The organism is Pseudoneobacillus rhizolycopersici, from assembly GCF_054786815.1.
Map to the genome: position 1 here is coordinate 57444 of NZ_JBTOOE010000013.1, position 26147 is coordinate 83590.

The following is a 26147-nucleotide window of genomic DNA, read 5'->3' on the forward strand; positions in this document are numbered from 1 at the left end:
CCACCTTCCCTTTTCTAGTTGACCATAACGGTGCCTGTCACTAACTACCTAAAAATTACCAATCTGTTAAAACACTCCATTTTCGTTCGGAGAGTTTTCTGGTACCGGCATCCCAATATCCCATAATTCGACGATGCGGTCATGTTCGAAACGGAAAATATGTACTAATGCGGCTCCAAGATGGTCTTGATTTTGTTTCACATGGGAGTGAACCCAAACGAAATCCCCCTCTGCGATGGCTCGCTTGACATCAAAGATTTTGCTGGGGTTATTAGCCGCGTTCTCATCCATTGCCAGCATTAGCGTTTCTCCATCACCGGCAAAATACGGATTGTGATGACGAAATTCCGGACCAACATACTTCTGATAGGCTTCACGAACCTTTCCGTATGCTACCAGGTTCAAAAACGAAACTGCTTTATCCTTTAGTGAAAGTGACTCTGCGTTCATCTCATTCTGATTATTATCCACAAAAACCATCCTTTCATATCTAGGAATCATAAAGAAATTAAAAGTATTATACCGCATACCGCCACTCGTTGTAATATCCCTATGCTTGCTTTTTGGGTATTTTTAGGAGGATGGTGCCTGTCACCAAAAAGAGGCGGTCAAAATCGACCGCCTCTTTTTGGTTCAACTCCTGGTAATTAATAGGAGATTGGTGACAGGCACCATTAAATCTTTATGCGATTTTTTCTTCGAGTGTTTCTCCGGAGTGTTTGCTTTTGCTTTCCCATTTTGTGATAACAAGGGCTGCTAGTGAATTTCCTACAATGTTAACGGCGGTGCGCGCCATATCAAGGATGCGGTCAATTCCGGCAATGAAGGCAAGTCCTTCAAGTGGAATTCCAACGCTTCCAAGTGTGGCCAGAAGCACGACAAAGGAAACACCAGGAACGCCGGCAATGCCTTTTGACGTAACCATTAAGACAAGCATCAATGTAATCTGTTGGCCGATACTTAAGTCAATCCCGTACATTTGCGCAATAAAAATCGCAGCAATCGCCTGGTAAAGAGTAGAACCATCCAGGTTAAAGGAATAGCCAGTTGGAATAACAAAGGATGTAATGGTCTTTGGACAACCCAATTTTTCCATTTTCTCCATGATTTTTGGAAGTACGGTTTCTGAGCTCGCCGTAGAATATCCTAGTATTAATTCGTCTTTTAAATATTTTATCAGATTAAAAATATTGTAGCCCACAAGTTTTGCCGTAATGCCCAGTACGACAATAACGAAGAAAATCATCGCTCCATAAACAACTAGAACTAATTTGCCTAGTGGGATTAACGAAGATAACCCGAATGTCGAAACGGTTACACCAATTAAGGCAAATACACCAATTGGGGCCAATTTCATAATTTGATTCGTTACAAAAAACATGGCGTCAGCCGTGCCTTTGAAGAAATCAATGACCGGTTTTCCTTTTTCACCGATAGCGGCTACTCCAAGGCCAAACATGACAGAGAAGAAGATGATGGCAAGCATGTCTCCTTCGGCTAAAGACTTGATGATGTTCGTAGGAACGATATTAACAAAGGTATCAATCATTGAATGTGATTCTGTTTTTTCTGTTGTTTGAAGGTATGAATTGATATCTGATTTGGTAAGCTGTGAACGGTCTACACCTGATCCAGGATGAAAGAGGTTTGCCACTAACAATCCAACCGCAATCGCAATTGTAGTTATTATTTCAAAATAAAGAATTGTTTTACCGCCAAGTCTTCCTAGAGACTTCATATCGCCTGCCCCAGCAACTCCCACAATCAAGCTGGAAATAACAATTGGAATGACGATCATTTTGATCAGGCGAATAAATATATCTCCTAATGGCTTTAAGTACTCAGTTATATGAGGATTTCCATAGAAAATCCCACCTATGACAATACCGAGAACCAATCCGAATAAAATTTGCCAAGCTAGTCCAATTCGTTTCATATATGTCAACTCCCCCGATTATTTTACACGATAAAAATTATTCTAGTATTTCTTTACCTATACAAACAATATATAATTTAGATTAAAATCATATCAATTTGAGATGGGAAAGATATCAAGTGGAAATCAGACAATTAAAATACTTTATCGAGGTTGCCAAGGTTGAACATTTTACAAAAGCTGCAGTAACACTCCATGTGGCTCAATCAGCGTTAAGCCGGCAAATACGTCTATTGGAGAAAGAATTGGGTGTCGAATTGTTTGAGAGAGAGGGGAGAAATGTCAAATTAACCACTATTGGGAAATTATTCGCAGATCAAGCTGAGCTTGCTGTCCAAGCGATAGACAATGCCAAAAGGGTCATTGAGGAATATATTGACCCAGAACACGGGACGATTCGTATTGGTTTTCCGTCCAGTATAGCCAGCGGCATTTTACCAACTATTATTTCAAACTTTAAACAAAACTTTCCCGAGGTAAAGTTTTATCTTCGGCAAGGTTCGAAAGTATTTCTTACAGAAGGAATCAAAAATCGCGAAATTGACATTGCCTTTATCGGACCCGTACCCGAAAACGATCCGGATTTACAGGCGGATATTCTTTATTTTGAACAGTTTTATGCCCTTTTACCCTTCACACACTCATTAGCGAATGAAGGAAGTATCTCATTATATCAGTTACAAAAGGAGTCCTTTGTGTTGTTTCCGGAAGGTTTTGTTTTGCGAGAAATCATAGTAGATGCTTGCCGCCAAACGGGTTTCCGTCCATTTATTCCTTATGAAGGGGAAGATTTAGACACGATAAAAGGGTTAGTTTCTGCAGGGATGGGGATAACCCTTTTACCCGAAACTACGGTCCACGAAAATTTGCCAGTGGGAACAGTAAAAATTAGAATCAGTAATCCTGAAGTGAAGCGATCGGTTGGAATCCTCACACCGAAACATCGTCAGCTTTCACCTTCAGAAAAATTGTTTTATCAATTTGTACTAGATTATTATCGAAATAAAATATTATGGATATAGTTTAGAAGCGGTCTTAAAGTCTCCTTTTGTTTGTGGAAGTGCTTAAGACATTCTAGAGGAATTCCGGGGAGGCGGGCATGATGATAAAAATAACCGCCTAATACCTTGTTAGGCATTGGCGGTTATTGGTTATTTTGCTTGAGTTTGAGTTTGAGTAGCTTCAATAAGACGCTTTAGGGATTGAATTTGACCTAAATGCATACATTCATGAAGAGCTCCCATTGCAGCCAATTCTCCTACGGAGTCAATCCCAAGAACCGGGCTTGGTAATTTTTCATGAAATGTTTCATTAGGAATACCATTAATTCGTACAAGTTGCTCTTTTAACTCAGCTAAAAGGCTTTCTACGGATGGAATATCACCTGTCCAATGAGCTGGCTTTGAGCCATAGCCAAAGAGGTTGTTGTAATTTTCCGGAAGTATCCCTTTACCTGTAAAAAGAAAGAATTCCGTTGAGCTTAAAATATGACCTACCTGCCAATGGATACTGTTATTAAATCCCTCAGGAATCGTATCGAACACCTCAGGTGAAACCCCTTCTAACGTTTCAAACAACATACGTCTAGCTGCAGCAAATTGCTTTTTAACTAACTCACTCATTGCATTCCCCTCCTCAATAATTGCATCCAACATTAAATATAAGAAATCTTCTGAAAAAAGTCTAATAAATAAGCGCGCCGAGCACCATCATTCACCGCAGTCTAATTCGTATGTATGGAAATTAATAGGAGATTGGTGACAGGCACCAAAATTGCACCAAAATGATTCGACAAATCCCTAAGTTTTTACGATAATTGTAATTAATAGAGAGTATTGAAATTATATCAATGTATGAAAGGTAAATATGATGAGTGTTGTTAAGGATTTTTTGTTGCAAATAACGATTATGGTTATACCCATTTTTATATATTTTACCTTTATTACCGAGAGGGTAAAGAGTGATCGAAAGAGGAAAGTAATCATGTCGATCATGTGGGGGTTATTGATTTTATTTTGCATGTCTTTTCCGGTGAGTTTTGGAGATAATGCCCGATTAGAGTTAAGAGTGATCCCATTATTATTTGGTACATTATACGGCGGGGTGTGGCCAGGCATTTTCCTATCTGCCCTTATTATCCTTTATCGACTTCATGTAGGCTTGGATATTGGTTTTTATAATACGGTTCTTGTCTTACTGTTTACATTGCCTGTTATCTTGTGTTTTCAAAAATCATTTACAAGAGCGAAAAAAGATAAAAGGGTTAAAATGGCGACGGCTCTTTCCTTTTACTACTGTGTGATTGGAATTACTATTTTTGGGATTGTTCGCGGCTTTTCAATCGAGTATATTGAAGTACAAATGATTCATTTGCTATTTGCTGTCATCGTTACATGTTTATTCACGATATTAAATGAAACAATCCGAGAAATTCACCTGTTTCGCAAAGAAATGCAAAACTCGGAAAAGTTGCGAGTGATTGGCGAGTTAACAAGCGTCTTTGCGCATGAAATTAGAAATCCGATGCAAGTAACTCGTGGCTTTTTACAGCTACTAAACGAACCAGATTTACCTGAAAAAAAGAAGGAATATATTCAATTATCCATTGAGGAATTGGATCGCGCCAATGAAATCATTAGTGATTTTTTAACCTTTGGAAAACCGACCATCAACAATGATGAACGAATGGAAGTGGGTTTCCAGTTGCAGCGTGTCGCCAATATTATTCAAAGCTATGCCTTGGGTCATAATGTTGAGATTAGAATGGATATCCTTCAAAACGGTTGGATCTATGCTAATCCACAAAAATACAATCAATCATTGATTAATATTTTGAAAAACGCGATAGAATCTATGCCAGATGGTGGAGTGGTTTCGATTACATGTACATCCACTGATGATGGCTATTTTAAAATTACTATTAAAGACCAAGGAATTGGCATGACCCAAAAGCAAATCGAGCGCCTCGGCTCCCCGTTCTATTCCTTAAAAGAAAGTGGAACAGGACTAGGCATGATGGTAAGCTTCCAAATCATCCGTTCCTTCAAAGGAAAAATCGAAGTACACAGTGAAAAAGATCATGGGACAGAATTTATTATTCTTTTACCCAAAATTTAGGAGATTGGTGACAGGCACCAATCTCCTAATTCTAAGGATAATAGTACCATTTCATTCCCGTATAAATTTTATTAAAATAAAGTAAAAATTGTTGACGGCTGAGTGTTTACTTTCATTAAGATTGGTAAATATAAACATGGAAAGGATCTGAAGACTTGTTATTTAATTCATATGTTTTTATTCTTCTATTTTTTCCAATTGTCTTTTTGAGCTATTTTGGGTTATTGAAGTTAAATAACAAAACGATTGCTAAAGGATTTTTGGTAGCGGCTTCCCTATATTTTTATAGTTATTGGAAAATTGCTTATTTGCCAATTATGATTGGATCGATTGTTGTTAACTTTCTAATTGGTAAAATGATAAATCGAAGTACGAAACGAAAGAAACCGATCCTCGTGTTAGGAATCATTTTTAATATCGCACTACTAGGCTACTATAAGTATGCGGATTTCTTTATTACGAATGTGAATACAGTATTTCAATCTGATTTTTCACTGCTTCACCTAGCATTACCATTAGCCATTAGCTTTTTTACCTTCCAGCAAATTGCTTATTTAGTCGATACATATCGCGGCGAGACGAAGGGGTATAATTTTTTAAATTACACGTTATTCATTACATTTTTCCCGCAGTTGATTGCTGGTCCGATTGTCCACCATTCAGAAATGATGAGTCAATTTGACCAATCATCTAAGCTTCGCATGAATCCTAGTAATGTCTCAAAGGGTTTTTATATATTTGCGATCGGCTTATTTAAAAAAGTCATCATTGCCGATACATTTGCGATTTGGGCAAATGATGGCTATAGCAATTTAGCTAATTTAACGCTGATTGACAGTTGGATTACGACAATGTCCTATACCTTCCAACTGTATTTTGATTTTAGTGGGTACTGTGACATGGCGATTGGGATTGCGCTGTTTTTCAATATTACACTGCCAATCAATTTTAACTCACCATATAAATCATTAAACATACAGGACTTTTGGCGAAGATGGCATATCACCTTAGGACGCTTCTTTACGCAGTATGTTTATATTCCACTTGGGGGAAGTCGCGGAGGAAAATTTAGAACCTATCTAAATGTTTTTTTGATTTTTTTCATAAGTGGTTTCTGGCATGGGGCTGGCTGGACCTTCGTTATTTGGGGAACACTGCATGGGTTGGCGAGCATCGTCTATCGAGCCTGGAGTCAGCTTGGCATTAAACTGCCGAAATGGCTCGCATGGTTTGTAACGTTCCTATTTGTCCACGTTGCTTGGGTGTTTTTCCGCTCCCCTGACTTCTCAACAGCGAGCATGATGTTAGGAAAAATGTTTAATTTTGCTAACATGCAGCTTCCGCCGAGATTGGCCGGCGTCGTATCTGAGCTTGGTCTATCAATACAAACGGCCACCCATTTCTTTGATTTAAAATTGGTCCTATTAATCGCTGTTTTCTTAGGAATATCGGTATGGATGAAAAACTCGATTCAAAAGCTCAATCACTTTACTTTTTCGCTGAAAAATGCCGCTATTATTAGCGTTGCGGTAGTGCTATCCCTCATTTATTTAAATCGTGTCAGCGAATTTCTATATTTCAATTTTTAAGGAGGGGAAGTTATGTCTGCGAAAAAATTTCTCATAGTGGTAGGAGTTTTTAGCTCATCGCTCATCCTATTAGTCTCAGCACTTTTTTACATGATTGACCCGTTGTTTTTATATCGAGAATCAAAGCTGTATGAACCGCAATATATCGCTACGGAAAGATACCAAATGCCTGGGCTGATAAAAACACAGAACTATCATACGCTTTTTACTGGCACCTCGATGGGACGTAATTTTGAAGAAAGTTATGTTGATGAAAAGCTTGCAACGAAGTCATTTAATGCGTCACTACCAGCTTCAACGGCAAAGGAGCAGTCGATGGTGGCTGATCTAGCATTACGAAGCCAGGAGAGAATCGACCGAGTCTTCTGGGAGTTGAATTTTTACTCGTTTTCGGGTGATCCTGATTGGGTAACTAAAGGGGGAAGTGATTTCCCCAAATACATGTACGACCAATCGAAACTGAACGATTTTCGCTATTTATTTAACTCCTATACGTTCGAGATTATGATGAAAAATCTTTATGCCAATGAAAAAAATCTACGCAACAAACGGAATATCGAAACCCTTTACAAGTTTGGTAAAGGGTTCCCAAAGGAAGATTTCGATCGAATTAACAATGCGATTGCAAAGGTAGAAAAGCGGGCAACACTACCTGACTATGAAACGGCCGACACAATGTTACGCTCCTTTGATGAAAACGTGATTTCATTGGTAAAAAACAATCCAGATACAACATTTACGTTTTTCTTTGCACCCTATTCGGTTTACAATCAGTATATCTATTATGAACGACATCCTGACTATCTTAAGGAACGGGCAAAGTTTAAAAGAGAGGCATATAAACGATTAAGTCAATATCCCAATGCCCAGCTCTATGATTTCCAAGTCATTAAGCAAATCACCTTTAATATCGATAACTATATGGGTGATGGTGTTCATTATTATAACCACATCAACCGCTGGATGATCGACTACATGAGTGAAAATGTACCAATCCGAAACCTAGCCAAATACGAGTACCTAATTAACCACTACATCGAACTCGTAGAAAACTTCACACCCGAACAACTGCGCCACCATAAACAGCTAATCGAAAAATACCAACTATAAAAACCTAATGGCAGCCAAAATTGGCCGCCTTTTTTGTATAGGGGGTGTATGGTGGAAAGGGGTGGAAAATAATAGGAGATTGGTGACAGGCACCAAATTTTTTACGTCAAGATGGGAATATTTGATATGATATATAAAAAGTTACAGATGCTCTATAGTCAAAATGAATTGTAAGGAAAGGATGTTCAAATGAAGATTAATCAATTAATTGCCAATAATCTTAACCGATTGGATGCTGCTCTTCCAGAGGATCAATCGTTAGGTATTGCTGGCCTGTCAGGGTCGGGTAAAACCACATTTTGCCAAGCGATTGGTGAAGAGTCGAAAAAGCGTCTTGTGTCACTCTTGCCGAAGGCCGAGTATCAGTATTTATTTTCAAATATAATGGAAACGAATTTCAGCGCTATCAAAATGGAGGAGATGCCTTTAGTTCTGTTTCTTGGAAAGTCATCGATTTCATCCAATCCGCGTTCTACGATTGGCACCCATACTGGCGTATTCAAAGAGATTCGAACCACTCTTGCTGAAAAATTTCATCTGTCGCCTGAGACATTTTCCTTTAATAATGAATTAGGCTGGTGTTCTGCTTGTAAAGGACGCGGTACGAGCAAAAATATCGAATGTCCAAAGTGTCAGGGACGGCGATACAATCAAGAAGTGGAGAAATATACAATCGATCTATTTAATCAACCGCATTCCATTTCTGATATTAACGGGTTAAGCATTGAAACGATTCTTTCATTAGCAGATGTTTTACATATCAGTGACACCAAACAACACATACTCCACAACATCATCAACATGAACATTGGCTATTTAACCTTAAACCGGATAATGGGCACGCTTTCAGGTGGAGAATTAACACGGCTTTACTTGGCAGAATTTATGGCAGCCAGTGAGGATAGCGTTATCATAATCGATGAAATTTCCGTCGGTCTTGACCACGAAACACTGTTGAAAATTTTAGAGCAAATCAAACAATTAGGCTATAAAAATCAAATATGGCTGATTGATCATTCGGACACAGTACTCGATGCAACGGATGAGAAGGTGTTTTTTGGCCCAGGAAGTGGGAAGTACGGCGGAAAAATTGTCGAAGAATCGCCTCGGCCAAAACCGCTCATACACGAAAGAAACCAAGAGACACCAACTGATCACTATTTATTCCAAGATTTGCACTGTCGTAATATTCAAATGGATGAAATCCAAATTCCTAAGAATCGATTGGTCACGTTTACCGGTGAGTCTGGCTGTGGGAAATCCACCTTAGTTAATGAGTGTATCGCGAAGGATTTTGCTCAAGCGTATCCAAAGGACAAGCTCGTCATGGTTGGCCAGGACCGTAACCAATCAATTACGAGCCGGTCAACCGTCGCAACCTTTCTTGATATCAAAAAGAAACTTACCAAATACAGTGATGAGATTGAGGATATTTTCGGGCGCTCCATCGAAGACATTATTGATGAACTTCCAACCGAAGACATCGCCCATAAGCGCCTAAGTTTATTAATCAAACTTGGACTTGGTTATTTGACTCTAGAACGAAAGACCCAAAGCTTATCAACAGGTGAATTTCAATGCGTTCATTTAGTTTCCGAGCTGTTTGCTAACACACGAAACCCGCATACACTATTTATATTTGACGAGCCGTCTAAAGGACTTTCGCAAAATATTTTAAACCAATTCATTGATAGCGTTCGCGACATTCTTCAGGACGAATCGGTCTCTATTTTTATGATTGAGCATAATGGCTATATGCTTGAAGCTTCAGACTTTATCGTTGATTTTGGTAAAAGAAAGCTCGAACCAGTAAGGCATCTTGAGGTCGTTAGTCATGATGAATATTTTTATGAAAAGAATAAGGAAATGCCAGCCGCACCCGTTCATGTTTCTTCCACCCTCAGGTCTAAAAATGGCATCAATTATCTAAAAGAAAACCATTTAACCTATTTTAAAAGGGCGGAAAATATCTATAAGGGGGGTATTCTAAAAAGCTTATCATCCATGGCAAGGCTGATTTACGGTGAATACGAATCGGATACAATCGCCCCTGTCATTGCGATTGACCTTGAAAGGCATTTGTATAGTCAGTATAGCTTTCTCTATGAAATGGGTGGACTGATTAACCATATTGTTGCAGCCCATCCGACCAATAAAGATACGAGAAGCTTCGATTTCTATCATCAAGATAACCATTGTCCCTACTGTTCCGGACGTCGAGTGGTTGAAAAATTTGATATCGATGTCGTCATTCAAGACAAAACCGTGCCATTCTGGGATGGCTTATTACATCCAGATGTGATGGAGGTTTTGAAATATTATCAATATCCTAAATTGCAATTCCTGTTTGATGAGATCAAGAATGAACTCGGTCAGGATATTAGTAAAAGCTATAATGAGATGACGGAAGTGGAGCGACATACTTTTTTATACGGCTACTGGGAAAAGTCATTTTACGATAAAGAGGGCAAAACTCAGAGAACTTGGGAAGGTTTTAATATCCTCATCGGGCGATATATGTTTATTTCAAAATCGCTCATTAAAGAGAAAATGAAGGAATCTAAAAAGACGATTACTTGTCCGATTTGCCAAGGAACTGTCCTAAATCATCATAAAAAGCTACGCTTTGGTGATACTGATATTCGCGAAATGATTGGGCAAGCAATTGATGGAGTAATGGCAACAGTTGGGAATCTACCGGTTCTGGAAAAACTAAAAGCTATTGTTGGCGGTGACATGGTGCTCACAGAAGATGTATCCCTCCTTCCACGAGAGAAACAAGTCGCACTGAAAATGCTAGAAATTGAACTAGCAAGCTTCGTTGGCTACGAAGTCGTTTTACAAAATGCTTTACCATTCTGGGAGAATATTAAAGGCAATATCGAAAGCATTAGTCGTAAAAATCTAGTCACAATCTGTGATTTTGCCGATATTACCGAAACGAGAGAAGCTATTATTGATAAGTACTTCACTAATGGAAAGTTTAAAAAGCTAACATACGTTTATGAGGCGTTCGGCTATAAGAAAATCGTGACACTAATTAATAAATTGAAAGCAAGTCACCCTTGTCCATTCTGTAAGGGGAAGAAAGTCATTTCCGAGGACAATCTTCATGATGGCGTATATAAATTAACGATTCCATGCGTAAGTTGTGAGGCTAGCGGCATCAACGAGGAAGGTCGCAAAGAAATCGTCGAAGGGATCGATGTACAAACATGGCTAACCGGAAAAGTTAGAGATGTGATTGAGGTGGGAGAAATCAATGCGGCAGTTGCAGAAATTCCAATCTTCAATCGCATCCGCGAACTAAACAAAAAAGACATGATGGCGGTATATCAACACCTGAATCAATAACACTAAAAAAGCAGAGGTAGACAAGAGCAAACGCGAAACTTGTCTACCTCTAAAATGGTAAAGATTAGGAAATTGGTGACAGGCACCGCTTAACGGCACCGCATACCTTGTTAATTTCTATTAAACTCGTTCTTCAGTAGCCCCATTATAATGGTATCGTGAAATTCATAGTTGTAAAAAATACTTTCACGTTTGATTCCTTCTTGTTTAAAGCCTAATTTTTGATAGGCGTGAATGGCCCTTTGGTTATAGGAATATACCTCAAGCTCAATACGGTGGAGATTATACACTCCAAAACCATAGTCCAATAATAAACTCATCGCTTCCGTTCCGTATCCTTTCGACCAATATCGCTCGTTTAATATCTGAATTCTAATCGAAGCCGTCTGGTTTAAAAAATCAATCCCGTTGAGCTCAACATCGCCGATTAATTCATTGGTGGCTTGGTCGCCAATGAGTAGAAAGACTCGACTGTCGTCCTTGCTAATTTTTGATAAATATTCACCCATAAATTCTTTGGAATAAACCTTTTTCAATCCTGTTAATTGCCTAGTTTGAAATATATACAGACTCTTGTAGCAAAAATCGAGATCATCAGAATGATAGGGTCTTAAAAAAACTCGGTCTGATTCGAGAAATCGTTCTTGTAAATGCATGTCAAAATTACCTCCAACTACTTTCTTTCCCTACTATAAGTAGCTTTTTAGCCGAATCAAATGGACAGAACCGATAAATTTTAAGTGACAGAACAAATAAAAATGACCCTTTCCCTTTATGAATGAAACCAAGCCTGGGAAAGGGCCTCAATGCCTTTATCGATTCGATCAACCGGGATTCCGGCAAAACCGATCATAATCTTAGGGGATGTATCGGAAGGAACCGTTCGCCGAAAGACATCACCATTAATGATTCGAATACTTTGCTCTTTTGCTAAGTTAATTAATTCATTAACCGGTCTAGGATCATGAACGCTGACAAGGATATGAAAACCTGAATTCTTTCCTAAAATGGAGATCTTGCTGCCAAAATGCCGCTTTAATGACTGGATGAGGGTATCATGCTTTTCTTTATAGACCTTTCGCAGTTTTCGAATATGCTTCGCTAAGTAGCCGCGTTCAATAAACAATTGTAGGGTTTTTTGATTCATTCGGGAGGCTGAGTGTTCCAGCATTAATTCAATCCGCAATCGATGATAGGTCTCCAAAAGCGATACAGGTAACACCATATAATGAATCGATATCCCAGGTGCCAATACTTGTGAAAACCCGCCTAAATAAATGACACAGTCACGCTGATCCAGACCTTGTAGGGAAGGGAGTGGTTCGTCGTAATAGTGAAACTCGCCGTCATAATCATCCTCAATGATATAACCATCCACCTTTCGAGCCCAGTCCAGCAAATCTCGCCTTCTACCAATCGATAATTTTTTACCTGTCGGAAATTGATAGGAAGGCGTCACTGCAACTAGTTTGCTGCCGCTCTGATAGACGTGTTCTATATTGATTCCTTCCGAATCCAAATCTGTTGGAGAAATCGAGTATCCAAGCCGTTTAAAGGTCGAAGGAATCAAAGAGTAACCTGGATCTTCTACAGCAAGTTGGGTAAAGCCTTCCTCTTGAAGCATCATTGATAAAAGAAACATCAAATATGATTGATCTCCAGCGATAATGATTTGCTCTGGTGAACATTGAACTCTACGAAATTGGTGTAAATAGCCTACCAATTCGTTGCGGAGGCCCTCATCCCCTTGTGGATTACCATAATCCAGCTCGGAGCACCCTTCGAGTAACACTTCATTCATTAGTTTTCTCCAAGGTTTATATGGAAAATGGGAAGAATCGATTTTAGAAATATGAAAATCAAAGGGGTAGTTCATTAAATCCCTGGTGGGGTACCGGTTTGGGATCGATTCCCGTCCATTTGGCTGGATGCCTAGCTGCACATAGTCATCGGGTAAATCCTGCACATAATAACCTTTGCGTGGTAGACTCTCAATAAACCCTTCTGCCTGTAGTAGCTGATAGGCTAATTCGACGGGAGTGGTACTAATGTTTAGGAGTGTCGCTAATTCTCTTATCGAGGGAAGGCGATCATTTTTCTTAAGCGTCCCATGGATAATTTCCTTTTTTATATTCTCGTAGATTTGTAAATAATGCGGTGAGCTTAAATCTAATGTAAACATAGTAACATCCCTCTAATTGTGATGATTTTTATAAAAAAAATCGGCTGTCCTTTGAAATTTTTATCATCTGTCCATTTTATTATATAGAATGATGGTTTATTTTGTAAAAAGTTTTCAGTTTCTATACCAATCAATCACTGGGGGGAGATCGTATGACAATAGAGAATAAGATTGCGAGATGGATCAACCGCTACGAGAAAAATGGGTACGTAAACGGTTCGATTTTAGTTGCTTCTAAGGGAGATATTCTATTAAACAAAGGATTCGGAATGGCCAATTTTGAGCATGCTGTACCGAATCAATCCACGACGAAATTTCGCATTGGTTCGCTTACAAAGGCTTTTACAGCCCTTGCGATATTTCAATTACATGAAAACGGAAAACTCGATATCAATGATTATATAGCTAAGTACCTTCCCACTTACCCAACAGGTGAAAAAATCACCATCTACCATTGTTTAACCTGTACATCAGGTATTCCTAATTACACCAGTTTTCCGGACTTCTGGTTTAAAACGATGAGACTTCCCATGAATTTAGAGCAACTGATTGGTTCATTTCAACATCATGAATTGGAATTTGAACCGGGAAGTCAATTTGAATATTCTTCCTCCGGATACGCACTACTAACGGCGGTTATTGAAAAAGTCTCAGGGATGTCATATGGCGACTACATCCAAGAAAAAATATGTCGACCTCTAGGGATGGAGCATACAGGCTGCGATGATGGAAGAAAGTTAGTGAAAAATTTAGCATCAGGTTACTCATTCTGGGAAGAACCGATTCACGCAGAATACGCAGACTTATCGTTTCCTCTTGGTGGCTATGGTTTATACTCGACAACAGGAGATTTATTTATTTGGGATCAAGCGATACAATCATCGTCGCTTCTTAACAAAGAGCTAGGTAAACTCATGCTGACCCCCTATCTCGATTCTTATGCGTGTGGATGGATGGTTTCCGATGTGTTAGGTAGAAAATGTATCCACCATTATGGTGATATTAGTGGGTTTTATAGCCAATTTTTCCGATTTGTTGATGAAAGATTGACGATTATTTTTCTTAGCAATATGAGCGTTACGCCGGTAACCGATTTATCTAAGGAAATGGCTAAGGTGATGTTGGATGAAGAAGTCACATTACCTCTTCCGATGAAAGAAATCGTCTTTACGAAACAGGAACGAATCGCTGGTAAGTATGTTCTTGAAAATGCTAGAGAGACGATTTTAGAAGTATCGCTGAAAAACAGTGAACTCTATTTAACCGTTCCCAAAATGTACGGGGTGTTATATAAATTTAAACTAATACCAATCCGTCACGATTCTTATCAAACTACGTTTATCACTGAAATGGTGCATGAGCAGCTCATTTTTCACTATTCACCATCAGGAGACATCGAACGGGTTGTGTATTTAGATTTTAACGGTAAAACACGCACCGCTCATAAAACTCATTAACAAGAAGCAGCCTCCATGTTTTATACTGATTTTCTTCTTTCATTTTGAAGGATAAGGATGGGAAATGTTGAAATTGTATTAGATGATTTTAAAAACTCTATCCATTATGATGAAATTAATGAAAGAAGAGAAACGAGGCAACTGAAATGAGTGAATTAAAATTACGAAGTATTCTCGGTGACATAAAAAGTAAGAACCCGGAGAAACGGTTTCGAGCGATTCAGAAACTGTATCGATTAGACCAGACAAATCATCCTGGTAAAGAGCTATCATTATATCTCTTAAATGACGTAGTAAAAACGGCAGCACATTCGTTTGATGAACCTGTTGACCATTGGGATCAGCCTAGTTACTATCTGCTTGAATTTGTATCTGAATATAAAGATGTTAGTATCACGAAGTCAATGATTAAATATTATCCCAACTTTAGCCAGGCTGGAAAAAACATTGTCCTCAACTATTTATGTGAATTTGACGAGGAACATTGTCGTCAGGCTATTTTAAAGATTTATGAAGATGAACTCAAAACCGGAAAATCGGTCTTTCCGGTAAGTGGTTTATACGATCGACCATTATGGCTGGCCGAAATATTAACAAGAAATTCAAAGGAACTATTGACAGATACTTATCGAAACCGTTTCTACCATGCCCTTCTTTTTTGTTTGCAAAAAGGCTATTTGAACACTTTTGATACGGAACTCATTACGGAAACACTTATCCATGACTATAAGCTTGAACGGGAAAAGATTCAGGAGTATCTTGGCACTTACTCCGCGAGATCGGTCTATATGTCATGGCGGGACAACTATCTTCAACTACGGGAAATGCTAAGTCTCTACCTATCATTAATGGAATATTACTCAAACGATACAACAAAAAGCTTTATTCAAGAGGCACTGGCTTTCAAAGACCCAATTCTACAGGTAAAAGCGGTTAGGGTTGCGCTACTTCAGGATATTCCTGTAGATGAGGCGATTTTACTAGAGTGTGCACAAAACATTGAAACTTCGGAAATGCTTTTCTATGAATTAATCGATATCAACAAACAGTCGCTTTATCCGATTAAGGAAAATAAGCAGCACCATTTTGCTAAAAGTCATCTATTCCATCATTTATTATCCGAAACGGATTATGAGGATTTTCCGGCAGACATTCGAATGGTGGAAAAGATTGAAACCGAAAATTACTACGGTCAACCTATTCGTTTCTATTTGGTGTCATTTTCCGACAATCATGACGACCCGTTTATCGGTTGGGTCGGAGCCTACAGTCTAGAAGCCGGTGATGATAACGTTTATATGTGGGAAGGTACTTATACCGACTTTAAACGGTTAGAAGATTGTTCCGTTGAGGAACATATCCAACAATTTATGGAAAAAAGAGAAAGAAGAAATGAAATGAGCGAAAATATCGTTTATATGGAACAGAAACCTAGATTTTCCGCTTATTTACAAGGGTTTTGTGCCATCGTCATCATTCAGTGGCTTGGCGCCCTTGCATCACCGAAAAATTTATTCATTCTGTTTCCGCTCACCATCACTGCCATCGTGATGACCATAATGAAATTAATTGAAAGAAAACATGTGTTAGTTAAAATCGAAGGCCATACGCTTAGCTATAAAACCAATCAAAAAACAGAAGAAATCTTATTACATGAAATTGAAAGTCTAAAGTTCTCTAAAAGAAAGATCGATGTTTATTCACGGAAAAATCAATTGGCATTCACGATAAAAAAGAAGCATATCGAGGAAAAACAGTTCATCGGACTTATCCAAGGCTTGACCGATCATTTAAAAGAACCACCAAAAATCGAGTAGAGGTTAAAGTGTTAGGCATGGTGCCTGGCACTTTTTTTATGACAGCACCGGATGTGAGTATGGTGGCACATGTGTCATCAAGCGTTTGCCTATCTCACCCACCCAAAAGTAGTCGAATCAATCAATAAATGGTAAAATTCGGATGAGAATTTTCATTTCTGAAGTTAGGGGAATTGCTAGACTATGCTTATTTTAAAATATATTCTTAGAAGAACTTTGGGGACCATCCCACTCCTGTTTTTTACCTCTGTGACGATTTTTTTCCTGGCCTATATGATGCCTTTCCATGGAATGGGGAAGGATTTTGATATCATCATCGTTTCAAAGCTTTATTTTGATTGGATCACTGATTTCTTAAGTGGTGACTTCGGTTATTCCTATTATTATCGTGCCGATACCACATATATCATTAAGCAAAAATTGCAGAATACGCTCGTGCTAGGGGTTGCTTCTCTACTAATTTCCTATATCCTTTCGTATTTTATGGGCAGATATGCTGGGCGTAGGCCGAATACCGTAGGTGACCATTTGATAGCGGGCTTAAATTATACGGGACTTTCGGTACCACTGATTATTGTATCAGTGTATTCGATTTTCCTCTTTTCCTTTGAGTTAGGTTGGTTTCCTTCAAACGGTTCGGTTGATATCACCGTTCCTGAAGGGACTCTTGCCTATTGGATAGATAAACTGCATCATCTTGTTTTACCTGCAACGGTACTTGGAATTGTGAGTACAGCAACTTATACGCAATTTTTACGCGATGGCATTATCGAAAACAGTCGAAAGGATTACGTTCGAACAGCCCGTGCTAAAGGAACCTCTGAAAAAAATATTTACAATAAGCATATTCTCCGCAACTCAATGATTCCGCTTATCACGTTTATTGGATTTGATTTTGTCAATATCGTCAATGGAGCCATCATTGTTGAAACGGTTTTTACTTATCCCGGGATTGGTCAACTTTTTATCCGTGCGATTGAGGTAGGGGACTTTGCCATATTAATCAACTTAACGCTGATGTTTTCCTTCTTTACCATTATCGGAAATATGTTTGCAGATATTATGTACGGCATTGTCGATCCGCGAATTATGTTGGAGTAATTAGGAAACAGTCTATCAGCTATCTAGAAATCAAAATGGAGGGCATAATGCCTTCTTTTTTTTATGGTAAAAATTACATAATGTCAATCTCTATAGGTGAAATGTCCCACTTTTCCTCCTTGAAAGCACCTATTATTATCGGAAAATATCCTAAAATTGAAAGCGGATTCATTTCTGCTAATAGAAGCCTTTTCAATAAATCCAATACCCACTTCACAAATTCCGCAAACTGAGACAATCCATTTAAATCCATATAAATAGGCGGAAATACCCATTTTTCTGACAAACAAAATATTTTAAATTGTAAAATAATTATATTGACTCATCCGATATCATCCGTTATGATAAAGAAAATTTATTTCGGAAATTTTCCGAAAAAGGAGGATGTGAGCGGTTTGAGTACGTCGATTAAAGAAGTAATCAAGGAAAATCGAGAGCTCTATAAGCAATGGTTGATGGACTTCTGTGCGATACCGAGTGTTGCTGCCCAAAATCGAGGAATGGTCGAGAGTCAAGCGTATTTGCAACGACTTTTCGATACCTATATTGGGGAAGAAATTGAGTTTATTCCAACAGGTGGCTATCCGGTTGCTTATTCACATCTTAAGGCTCAGTCGCCTTATACCATTAGTTTTTACAATCATTATGATGTTCAGCCAGAAGACCCTATTGAGCTTTGGGAGACACCTCCTTTTGAACCAACTGTCATCAATGGAAAGCTATTTGCCCGGGGAGTTGCTGATAATAAAGGAAATTTGATTGCCCGCGTAGCGGCGATCCATGCTATGAAAAGAGTGAATCCGGAACTGCCAATCAACATCAAGTTTATTTTTGAAGGAGAGGAAGAAATCGGGAGTCTTAATTTGGCATCGTTTGCCGAAGAGCACGCTGAAAAAATCCAATCTGACGGAAATGTATGGGAATTTGGTTATCGCGATGCGGATGACCGCCTCCAAGTAAGTCTAGGTGTAAAGGGCATGCTGTATGTCGAACTGTCCGTTGACGGTGCGAACACTGACCTACACTCTGCTAATGCTACCATTATTGAAAGTCCAACCTGGCGGCTCATTTGGGCATTATCCACCTTAAAGGACCAACAGGACAGAGTTCTCATTCCACATTTCTATGATGATGTGATAGAACCGACGGAAGAAGAGATGAAAGCACTTGCTCATTATCGATATGACGAAAGAGCAAATAAAGAGTATCTAGGAATCTCAAAATTTGTGAATAACGTAACAGGCATGGAGTTAAAAAGAAAACATTTATTTGAACCAACCTGCAATATTTGTGGAATTAGCTCAGGTTATACAGGGGAAGGCTCAAAAACGGTTCTGCCTAGCAAAGCCTTTGCAAAACTAGATTTCCGGTTAGTGCCCGGCCAAGACCCACATAAAATTCTACAACATTTACGGAAACATCTTGATGATCAAGGGTTTCAGGATATTGAAATTAAACATATGTCGTCGGAATTTGCGGCAAGAACGCATCCTAATGAACTACTAGCACAAGCGGTTATTGAAACCATTACCGAAAACACCGAACTACCGCCTAATATCGTCCCGAATACACCTGGAACGGGTCCTATGTACGATTTATGCCAGCGATACGGTATTCCATCTGTTTCTTTCGGGGTTGGTCACTTCGCCTCCAATAATCATGCACCAAATGAAAATATTAGATTAGAAGACTTCTATGAACATATCGAACTAGTCACCGATGTAATCGAACGGTTTGCTCAGAAATTAGAAAGCAAAGGGGGAAATGAAGAATGAGAGTTACTCAATTTGATACCTTTGCCAATGTGAAAGCGAAATACCCGGCTATTTCTGAAGCGATTACTAGAAATTTCGAGGAAATGGTATCGATTCGTCGCGATTTTCGCCAACATCCGGAATTGGCATTTGAAGAGAAACGAACCTCATCTATTGTTGCCAACTACCTGCGCCAGTGGGGCTATGAGGTCCAGGAGCATGTAGGAGGTACAGGAGTTGTAGGAATTTTAAAAGGAAAACAACCCGGCAAAGTGATTGGTCTTCGTGCCGATATGGACGCCTTACCAATGCCTGATGAAATTTCTACATCGTATAAAAGCATGAATGATGGGATTGCCCATACCTGTGGTCACGATGTCCATACTGCCAATCTATTAGGCGTTGCCAAAGTTTTTAGTGAAATTGGTTTAGAAAAAGGGACTTTAAAGCTGATTTTTCAGCCAGCTGAAGAAATTGGCCAAGGTGCGAAAGCAATGATTGATGATGGGGTACTCGAAAATCCGAAAGTTGATTTTATGGCGGGCTTGCATGTCGCCCCTACATTAAACGTCGGGGAATTTTCCTTAACGGATGCAGAATATAGCTGTGGGGCGGTTGACATTTTCGAACTAGTGGTCGAAGGAAAAGGTGGACATGCTGCTCACCCCCATTTGGCTGTAGATGCAGTGATGATTTCGGCGCAAATTCTTGTCGCCCTTCAACAGATTGCCAGTCGGCAAGTGGATCCGCTAAAGCCAGTTGTTCTCAGTGTCGGCCAAATTCATGGCGGGACTAAAGGGACCATCCTCCCAAACACGGTAACGATGAATGGGACGGTTCGTACATTAGACCCAAGTGTTCGTGATCAAGTGCCGTTATCGATGGAAAAAATCGCCACGAAAATTGCAGAAGCATACGGTGGAAAAGCCCGTCTGGACTATCAAAGAGTAACTCCATCGATAAAAATGGATGAAACGTCGAGGGCGGTCATTAGTGAGTTGATTGTGGATTTATTCGGAAAAGACTCATTTAAGTGGGTAAACCCATCGATGGGTGGAGAAGATTTTGCTTATTTCTCCGAGCTTGTGCCATCGGTATTTTTCCGGTTGGGCACGAAATCTAGTGAAGAGACAGCTTATGGTAATCATCATCCTAAATTTAATGTAGATGAACAAGCCATGCAATATGGGATGACCGTGTTCAGTGTGTTAGTCCAAAAAATTTTATATAAAGAAGAGGGCGAAGGGAAATGAAAAAGACGTGGATGAGTGTAATCATCATTTTAGCATTAGTATTATCCGCATGTAGTGGTAAAAGCGGCAAATCCTCCCAAACAGCGGGAGAACCAGTTGAGAAAAGTGATTCGAAAACATTAGTGATTGCCAATGGTACAGATATGGTTACTTTCGATATTCATGACCATAATACAACGAGTTCTGAAGCGATTCATGTGAACATGTTCAATTATTTAGTAAGAAATACTCCAGACGGAATCGTTGGAGATTTAGCAGAGAGCTTTGAAAATGTCGATGACTTAACTTGGTCGTTTAAATTAAAGGAAGGAGTCACCTTCCATAATGGAGATTCACTGACAGCAGAAGATGTGAAATTTACGTTAGAACGTGTTGCAAAGGATGATAGCCTTCTTGAACACGGAAGCTATAAACAAATTAAAGAAGTAGTTGTAAAAAGTGATTTGGAGTTTGATATTGTCACTTATAATCCAGAGCCAGCCTTTTTAAACCGTTTATCTCGTCTTGGCTCTAGTATTCTACCAAAAAAATATATCGAAACCGAAGGCTGGGACGTTTTCTTAGAGAATCCAATTGGGTCAGGTCCATATAAGTTTAAAGAGTGGAAGAAAGATGATCGTGTTGTCCTTGTTAAAAATGAAAACTACTTCGGTGATGAACCGAAATGGGAAGAAGTTGTTTTCCGCAGCATTCCTGAGGATTCAACCCGTGTATCTGAATTGTTAACAGGTGGAGTAGATGTGGCGGTTAATATCCCGCCAACGGATATTGATCGTATCAACAACACGGAAGGTGTTTCAGTTATTAAAGGGGATTCTCAACGGGTTTTAATGCTAGTTGCGCGTACAAAAGGGGAAGGTCCAACGGCTGATCCGCGTATTCGTGAAGCGATTGATTTAGCAATTGATAAACAAGCGATTGTTGATTCCTTATTAGGTGGCGCAGGAACGGTAACGAGAACCCGTGTCACACCAGGAAACACAGGTGCGAATGAAAGCTTATATGGTGTATCGCTTTATGACCAGGAACGTGCCCGCGAGTTAATTGCCGAAGCAGGCTATTCAGATGGCTTAACCTTAAAAATGTCTTCTCCGAATGGCAGATATTTAAAGGATAAAGAATCAGCGGAATTAATGGTTGCGATGCTAGCTGAAGTCGGAATTACCGTAGAGCTTGAACTTTTGGAATGGAGTTCATTCGTATCGAAGTATTCTGAAAAGTCATTTGGCGATTTATTCTACATTGCTTATGGAAATTCCATGTTCGATGCTTCGTTAGCTCTTGACCGTCTAAAATTTGAGACAGCAAAGGGAGAAACAGATTACGACAATCCTGAAACAGAAGCGTTGTTAGTGGCAGCTGAATCCAATATGAATCTAGAAGAACGGGTAGAGCAGTATCAAAAAGCACAGGAATTGATTGCTGAAGATCGCCCGCAAATCTACCTATACCAAGTTGGTTCTATCTATGGAGTGAATGATCGAATCAACTTCAGCCCACGCCTAGATGAAATGTTCTATGTAGATGAAATTACGTTGAAATAAAAGAAGGGGGGACATCCCCCTTTTTTGTTTAAGGTTGTGTTAAGGAATAATGTTGTTTTAAGCACCTGTAGCGGAAATCAACAGACTTCTTTAATACAGCCTTGTTTAAAAAGGAGGCGAAAACACTTGAAATACCTGTTTCAAAATTTAGTAAAAACCATTCCTGTTTTAATTCTGATCTCATTTATTGTATTCTTTTTAGTTCGTGTAACGGGTGATCCTGTGTCCTTGATGCTTCCAGAAACAGCAACCGATGAGGAAAGAGAGTCGTTGCGCGAAGCATTAGGTTTTAATGATCCTTTATATATCCAATATTTTACTTACATGAGTGATGTAGTTCGAGGCGATTTTGGTAAATCTTTACGCTATAACACGGACGCCTTGAGTTTGATTTTGGAACGACTGCCAGCCACCTTAGAACTTGCGGTAGCCTCGATGATTGTCGCCATCCTGATTGCTATTCCATTAGGAATTTTATCGGCGATGAAACGAAACTCTTTTCTCGATTTATTTATTACCGGAGGGGCGGTATTAGGAAAAGCAATGCCAAGCTTTTGGCTAGGAATCATGTTGATTCTATTGCTGTCAGTCGTGTTTCAAATCTTCCCTGTTTCCGGTAGAGGGACGGTCCTGCATTTGGTCCTGCCAGCCATTACTCTAGGTACAGGAATCGCTGCAGAGATGACAAGGCTGATTCGCTCCAGTATGCTCGAAATTCTCGGGCAGGATTTTGTTCGAACAGCCCGAAGCAAAGGTTTGAAGGAAGCCGTGGTGGTCAACGTCCACGCCTTTCGCAATGCCTTAATCCCGGTGGTTACAATTATGGCTCTTCAAACCTCCACACTCATTGGTGGAACCTTGATTACTGAAACAGTCTTTGCTTGGCCGGGCTTAGGTCAATTGCTTGTTCAAGCCGTAAACTTGCGTGATATGTCAGTTGTTCAGGCAGCCACGTTTTTAATCGCCGTTTTTGTTATCTTTAGCAACTTGCTAGCGGATCTGTTCTATCGCTTACTAGATCCGCGGATAAAATACGATTAAGGAGGTAAAACAGGATGAATATTGTGGTGGAGGAAAAAGTTGCCCCGAACCCCCATACGGTAAAAAAGCGTGCCAAAAAGCAGGCGATGCGTTTATTAAAGAGTAAAACGGGGATGGTTGGCGCTATCATCGTCCTATTGGTTACTATTATGGCTATATTTGCTCCTATTTTAGCGCCATATGATCCGGCTAAAACCAATGTTGTCTCCCGGTTACTCCCTCCTTTTTGGATGGAAGGCGGCTCAGCCCAGCATGTATTAGGAACCGATAATTTAGGCCGTGATATTTTAAGCCGAATCATCCATGGATCACGGATTTCCTTAGTGGTCGGGATAGCTGCCGTAATTGTTGCGGGAGCCATTGGCATGGTTCTTGGGTTAATAGCAGGTTATTATGGGAAAATTTTTGATTTTATCATCATGAGAACGGTCGATTCGATTCTAGCAATCCCGACGATTCTCTTTATGCTCATTATGCTAGCGGTTTTCGGCCCTAGTATTCCAACATTAATCCTCGTTTTAGGATGTACATCATGGGTTACCTATGCGAGGATGGTCCGCAGTGAAACGTTGAGCGTGAAGGAACGGGATTATGTTCGGTCTGCAAAGGCCATCGGGGCAAAAAACTTTCGCATTATTACAAAATATATTTTACCAAACGTCATTTCGTCCTTTATTGTCATTGCCACGTTAAATGTGGCAACGGTCATTATTTTAGAAGCAAGTTTAAGCTTTTTAGGGTTAGGGATTCAGCCTCCGGACGTTTCTTGGGGATTGATGTTAAGTGACGGCCGTCAATATATCGCGACAAGCTGGTGGGTTGCCACCTTTCCAGGATTAGCGATTACCATTACCGTTTTAGGTGTCATTTTCCTAGGTGACTGGCTGCGCGATGAATTAGATCCAAAGATGAAGGGGTGAGCGTATGACGACAAAAATTATGGAGGCACGCGATTTAAAAGTTCGCTTTAAAACGGAAGATGGCTATATCTCAACCGTTAATGGCGTAAGCTTTTCCATTACGGAAGGGGAAACACTTGCGATTGTCGGAGAATCCGGGAGCGGAAAGAGCGTGACGTCATTGGCGCTCATGGGCATTCTCCCGGCAAACGGTGAAGTATTCGACGGTGAATTGTTTTTTAAAGATAAAAATTTACGAAAGCTATCGAAAAAAGAATACAGAGGTTTAAGAGGAAAAGAAATTTCAATGATTTTCCAAGAGCCGATGACGGCGTTAAATCCCGTCTTTACCATTGGTTTTCAATTACGGGAAACGATTATGCAACATTTTAACATAACCAAACCTGACGCCCATCTCCGTGGAATTGAAATGCTGAAATTAGTTGGCATACCTGATGCGGAAAAAGTTATGTCGCGTTTCCCACATCAATTGTCAGGCGGCATGAGGCAACGGGTGATGATTGCGATGGCTCTATCCTGCGAGCCGAGCCTTATCATTGCCGATGAACCGACCACAGCTCTAGATGTAACGATTCAGGCACAAATCCTAACGCTGATGCGAAAATTAAAGGAAGGTTCCAATACTAGCATTATGTTTATCACCCATGACTTAGGGGTAGTAGCCGAGCTGGCCGATCGCGTCATTGTCATGTATGCGGGGGAAGTCGTAGAGGAGGCGCCGGTCCACGAGCTCTTCGAAAAACCGCTCCATCCGTACACACAAGGATTAATGGCGTCGATTCCGAAAATCCATGATGTCGTCGATGAACTATATTCGATTGAAGGAACAGTACCGAATCCGGCCCATATGCCTACGGGTTGTAAATTCCATCCTAGATGTCCATTGGCGGATGCTGAATGTGTAAAAATTCGTCCCGACCTTAAAGCGATAAATGAAATCCATGCAGTCAGATGTATAAAAGTCTAGGAGGTGAATTCCATGCAGCAAACACCCATACTCGAGATTAAAAATTTAAAAAAGCATTTTGTGATGACAAAAGGTATAATAAAGAAAAAAACGACAAAGGTTCGAGCGGTGGATGGGCTAAACTTTAACGTCTACGAAGGCGAGACCCTTGGAATTGTTGGCGAAAGTGGTTGCGGAAAATCGACGACTGGTCAGCTTATTTTAGGATTACTCGAAGCGTCCGAGGGAAATATATACTTCCAAAATCGTGATATTTCCACAATGTCCCAAGAGGAGCTTCGCAAGGCACGCCGCGATTTGCAGGTTATTTTCCAGGACCCATTTTCATCATTGAATCCAAGGATGACCGTCGAGGAATTGATTGGCGAACCGCTAATCGTTCATGGATTAGCGCGTGGGAAAAAGTTAAAAGAGGAAGTGTCCGAGCTCATCAAATTAGTTGGACTCGGCGAGCACCATTTAAAGCGCTATCCGCATGAATTTAGTGGAGGTCAGCGCCAACGGATTGGCATCGCGCGTGCCTTAGCCTTGAAACCGAAAGTGATCGTTTGTGATGAAGCCGTGTCGGCATTAGACGTCTCCATCCAAGCGCAAATATTAAATTTATTAAAGAAATTACAGCGTGAATTGGGACTAACCTATGTGTTTATTGCCCATGGATTGCCAGTAGTTCGTCATATCAGTGACCGGATTGGCGTCATGTATTTAGGAAGAATGGTGGAACTGGCCGATCGTGATGAAATTTTTGAAAGTCCGCTGCATCCTTATACCCAAGCGCTATTAGATTCCGTTCCAATCCCAGATCCGACGCTAAGAAAAGAGCATCAATTAATCGAAGGAGAAATTCCGAATCCGAGCAATCCTCCGAGGGGCTGCCATTTCCACCCGCGCTGTCCTTTTGCATCTGACCTTTGTCGCAGTCAGGACCCGGAATATTGGGAGATGAGACCTAACCACTTTGTGGCATGTCATCATCCTTTACGAACGAATGAGTAAGATGAAGGA

At 40.0% G+C, this 26147-nt stretch carries 20 protein-coding genes; 15 read left to right on the forward strand and 5 right to left on the reverse strand.

The genetic code is table 11. The features are described from left to right. Positions 1-66: 66 nt before the first annotated feature. Both ACX9YW_RS14105 and ACX9YW_RS14110 read right to left on the reverse strand, forming a co-directional pair. Positions 67-450 carry a nuclear transport factor 2 family protein gene (locus tag ACX9YW_RS14105; protein ID WP_460347534.1) on the reverse strand — a complete coding sequence of 128 codons (384 nt, stop codon included), beginning with the start codon at positions 448-450 and terminating at the stop codon, positions 67-69. A 232-nt stretch (positions 451-682) separates the two neighbouring features. Further along, a complete protein-coding gene (locus tag ACX9YW_RS14110; protein ID WP_460347429.1) occupies positions 683-1936 on the reverse strand; it encodes a cation:dicarboxylate symporter family transporter in 1254 nt (417 codons plus the stop codon). 119 nt (positions 1937-2055) lie between these two features. Between ACX9YW_RS14110 and gltC the strand changes: the two genes are divergently transcribed. Then, positions 2056-2958 carry a glutamate biosynthesis transcriptional regulator GltC gene (gene gltC / locus ACX9YW_RS14115; RefSeq protein ID WP_460347431.1) on the forward strand — a complete coding sequence of 301 codons (903 nt, stop codon included), beginning with the start codon at positions 2056-2058 and terminating at the stop codon, positions 2956-2958. A gap of 129 nt (positions 2959-3087) precedes the next feature. On the opposite strand, the gene ACX9YW_RS14120 is transcribed toward gltC, so the two are convergent. Next, positions 3088-3558, reverse strand: a complete 471-nt coding sequence (locus tag ACX9YW_RS14120; RefSeq protein WP_460347433.1) for a DinB family protein — start codon at positions 3556-3558, stop codon at positions 3088-3090. A 286-nt stretch (positions 3559-3844) separates the two neighbouring features. On the opposite strand from ACX9YW_RS14120, the gene ACX9YW_RS14125 reads away from it, so the two are divergent. The 4 genes from ACX9YW_RS14125 (at position 3845) to ACX9YW_RS14140 (ending at position 11106) form a co-directional block, all read left to right on the forward strand. Further along, entirely contained in the window at positions 3845-5053 is a 1209-nt protein-coding gene (locus ACX9YW_RS14125; protein WP_460347536.1) for an ATP-binding protein, read from the forward strand. A gap of 155 nt (positions 5054-5208) precedes the next feature. Beyond that, positions 5209-6642 (forward strand): MBOAT family O-acyltransferase, encoded by a 1434-nt coding sequence (locus ACX9YW_RS14130; RefSeq protein WP_460347435.1) that lies wholly within the window; start codon positions 5209-5211, stop codon positions 6640-6642. Between the two features lie 12 nt (positions 6643-6654). Then, complete coding sequence (locus ACX9YW_RS14135; protein WP_460347437.1) at positions 6655-7752, forward strand: hypothetical protein; 1098 nt, start codon at positions 6655-6657, stop codon at positions 7750-7752. A 189-nt stretch (positions 7753-7941) separates the two neighbouring features. After that, positions 7942-11106, forward strand: coding sequence for an ATP-binding cassette domain-containing protein (locus ACX9YW_RS14140; RefSeq protein WP_460347439.1), 3165 nt, complete (start codon positions 7942-7944; stop codon positions 11104-11106). Positions 11107-11216: 110 nt separating this feature from the next. Here the strand turns inward: ACX9YW_RS14140 and ACX9YW_RS14145 are convergent, their stop codons facing one another. Both ACX9YW_RS14145 and pdxR read right to left on the reverse strand, forming a co-directional pair. Then, on the reverse strand, positions 11217-11762 hold the full coding sequence (locus ACX9YW_RS14145) for a GNAT family N-acetyltransferase (RefSeq protein WP_460347441.1): 546 nt from the start codon (positions 11760-11762) through the stop codon (positions 11217-11219). Positions 11763-11878: 116 nt separating this feature from the next. Further along, the gene (gene pdxR, locus ACX9YW_RS14150) at positions 11879-13288 is read right to left on the reverse strand and encodes a MocR-like pyridoxine biosynthesis transcription factor PdxR (protein ID WP_460347443.1); all 1410 of its coding nucleotides are present in this window, start codon (positions 13286-13288) and stop codon (positions 11879-11881) included. A 152-nt stretch (positions 13289-13440) separates the two neighbouring features. On the opposite strand from pdxR, the gene ACX9YW_RS14155 reads away from it, so the two are divergent. From ACX9YW_RS14155 to ACX9YW_RS14200, 10 genes are all read left to right on the forward strand, one after another. Further along, positions 13441-14745, forward strand: a complete 1305-nt coding sequence (locus ACX9YW_RS14155) for a serine hydrolase domain-containing protein (protein WP_460347445.1) — start codon at positions 13441-13443, stop codon at positions 14743-14745. A 146-nt stretch (positions 14746-14891) separates the two neighbouring features. Continuing rightward, positions 14892-16562, forward strand: coding sequence for a hypothetical protein (locus ACX9YW_RS14160; RefSeq protein ID WP_460347447.1), 1671 nt, complete (start codon positions 14892-14894; stop codon positions 16560-16562). A gap of 183 nt (positions 16563-16745) precedes the next feature. Continuing rightward, positions 16746-17663, forward strand: a complete 918-nt coding sequence (locus ACX9YW_RS14165; protein ID WP_460347449.1) for an ABC transporter permease — start codon at positions 16746-16748, stop codon at positions 17661-17663. Positions 17664-18058: 395 nt separating this feature from the next. Then, entirely contained in the window at positions 18059-19438 is a 1380-nt protein-coding gene (locus ACX9YW_RS14170; RefSeq protein WP_460347451.1) for a M20/M25/M40 family metallo-hydrolase, read from the forward strand. After that, positions 19435-20670, forward strand: a complete 1236-nt coding sequence (locus ACX9YW_RS14175; RefSeq protein ID WP_460347453.1) for a M20 metallopeptidase family protein — start codon at positions 19435-19437, stop codon at positions 20668-20670. The genes ACX9YW_RS14170 and ACX9YW_RS14175 overlap by 4 nt, the downstream gene beginning before the upstream one ends. Further along, a complete protein-coding gene (locus ACX9YW_RS14180; protein ID WP_460347455.1) occupies positions 20667-22214 on the forward strand; it encodes an ABC transporter substrate-binding protein in 1548 nt (515 codons plus the stop codon). Before ACX9YW_RS14175 ends, ACX9YW_RS14180 begins: the two co-directional genes overlap by 4 nt. 126 nt (positions 22215-22340) lie before the next feature. Beyond that, positions 22341-23255 (forward strand): ABC transporter permease, encoded by a 915-nt coding sequence (locus ACX9YW_RS14185; protein ID WP_460347457.1) that lies wholly within the window; start codon positions 22341-22343, stop codon positions 23253-23255. 14 nt (positions 23256-23269) lie between these two features. Beyond that, positions 23270-24175: an ABC transporter permease gene (locus tag ACX9YW_RS14190; protein WP_460347459.1), complete on the forward strand. Its 906-nt coding sequence runs from the start codon at positions 23270-23272 to the stop codon at positions 24173-24175. A gap of 4 nt (positions 24176-24179) precedes the next feature. After that, entirely contained in the window at positions 24180-25142 is a 963-nt protein-coding gene (locus tag ACX9YW_RS14195; protein WP_460347461.1) for an ABC transporter ATP-binding protein, read from the forward strand. Between the two features lie 12 nt (positions 25143-25154). Continuing rightward, positions 25155-26138, forward strand: a complete 984-nt coding sequence (locus ACX9YW_RS14200) for an ABC transporter ATP-binding protein (protein ID WP_460347463.1) — start codon at positions 25155-25157, stop codon at positions 26136-26138. Positions 26139-26147: the final 9 nt, after the last annotated feature.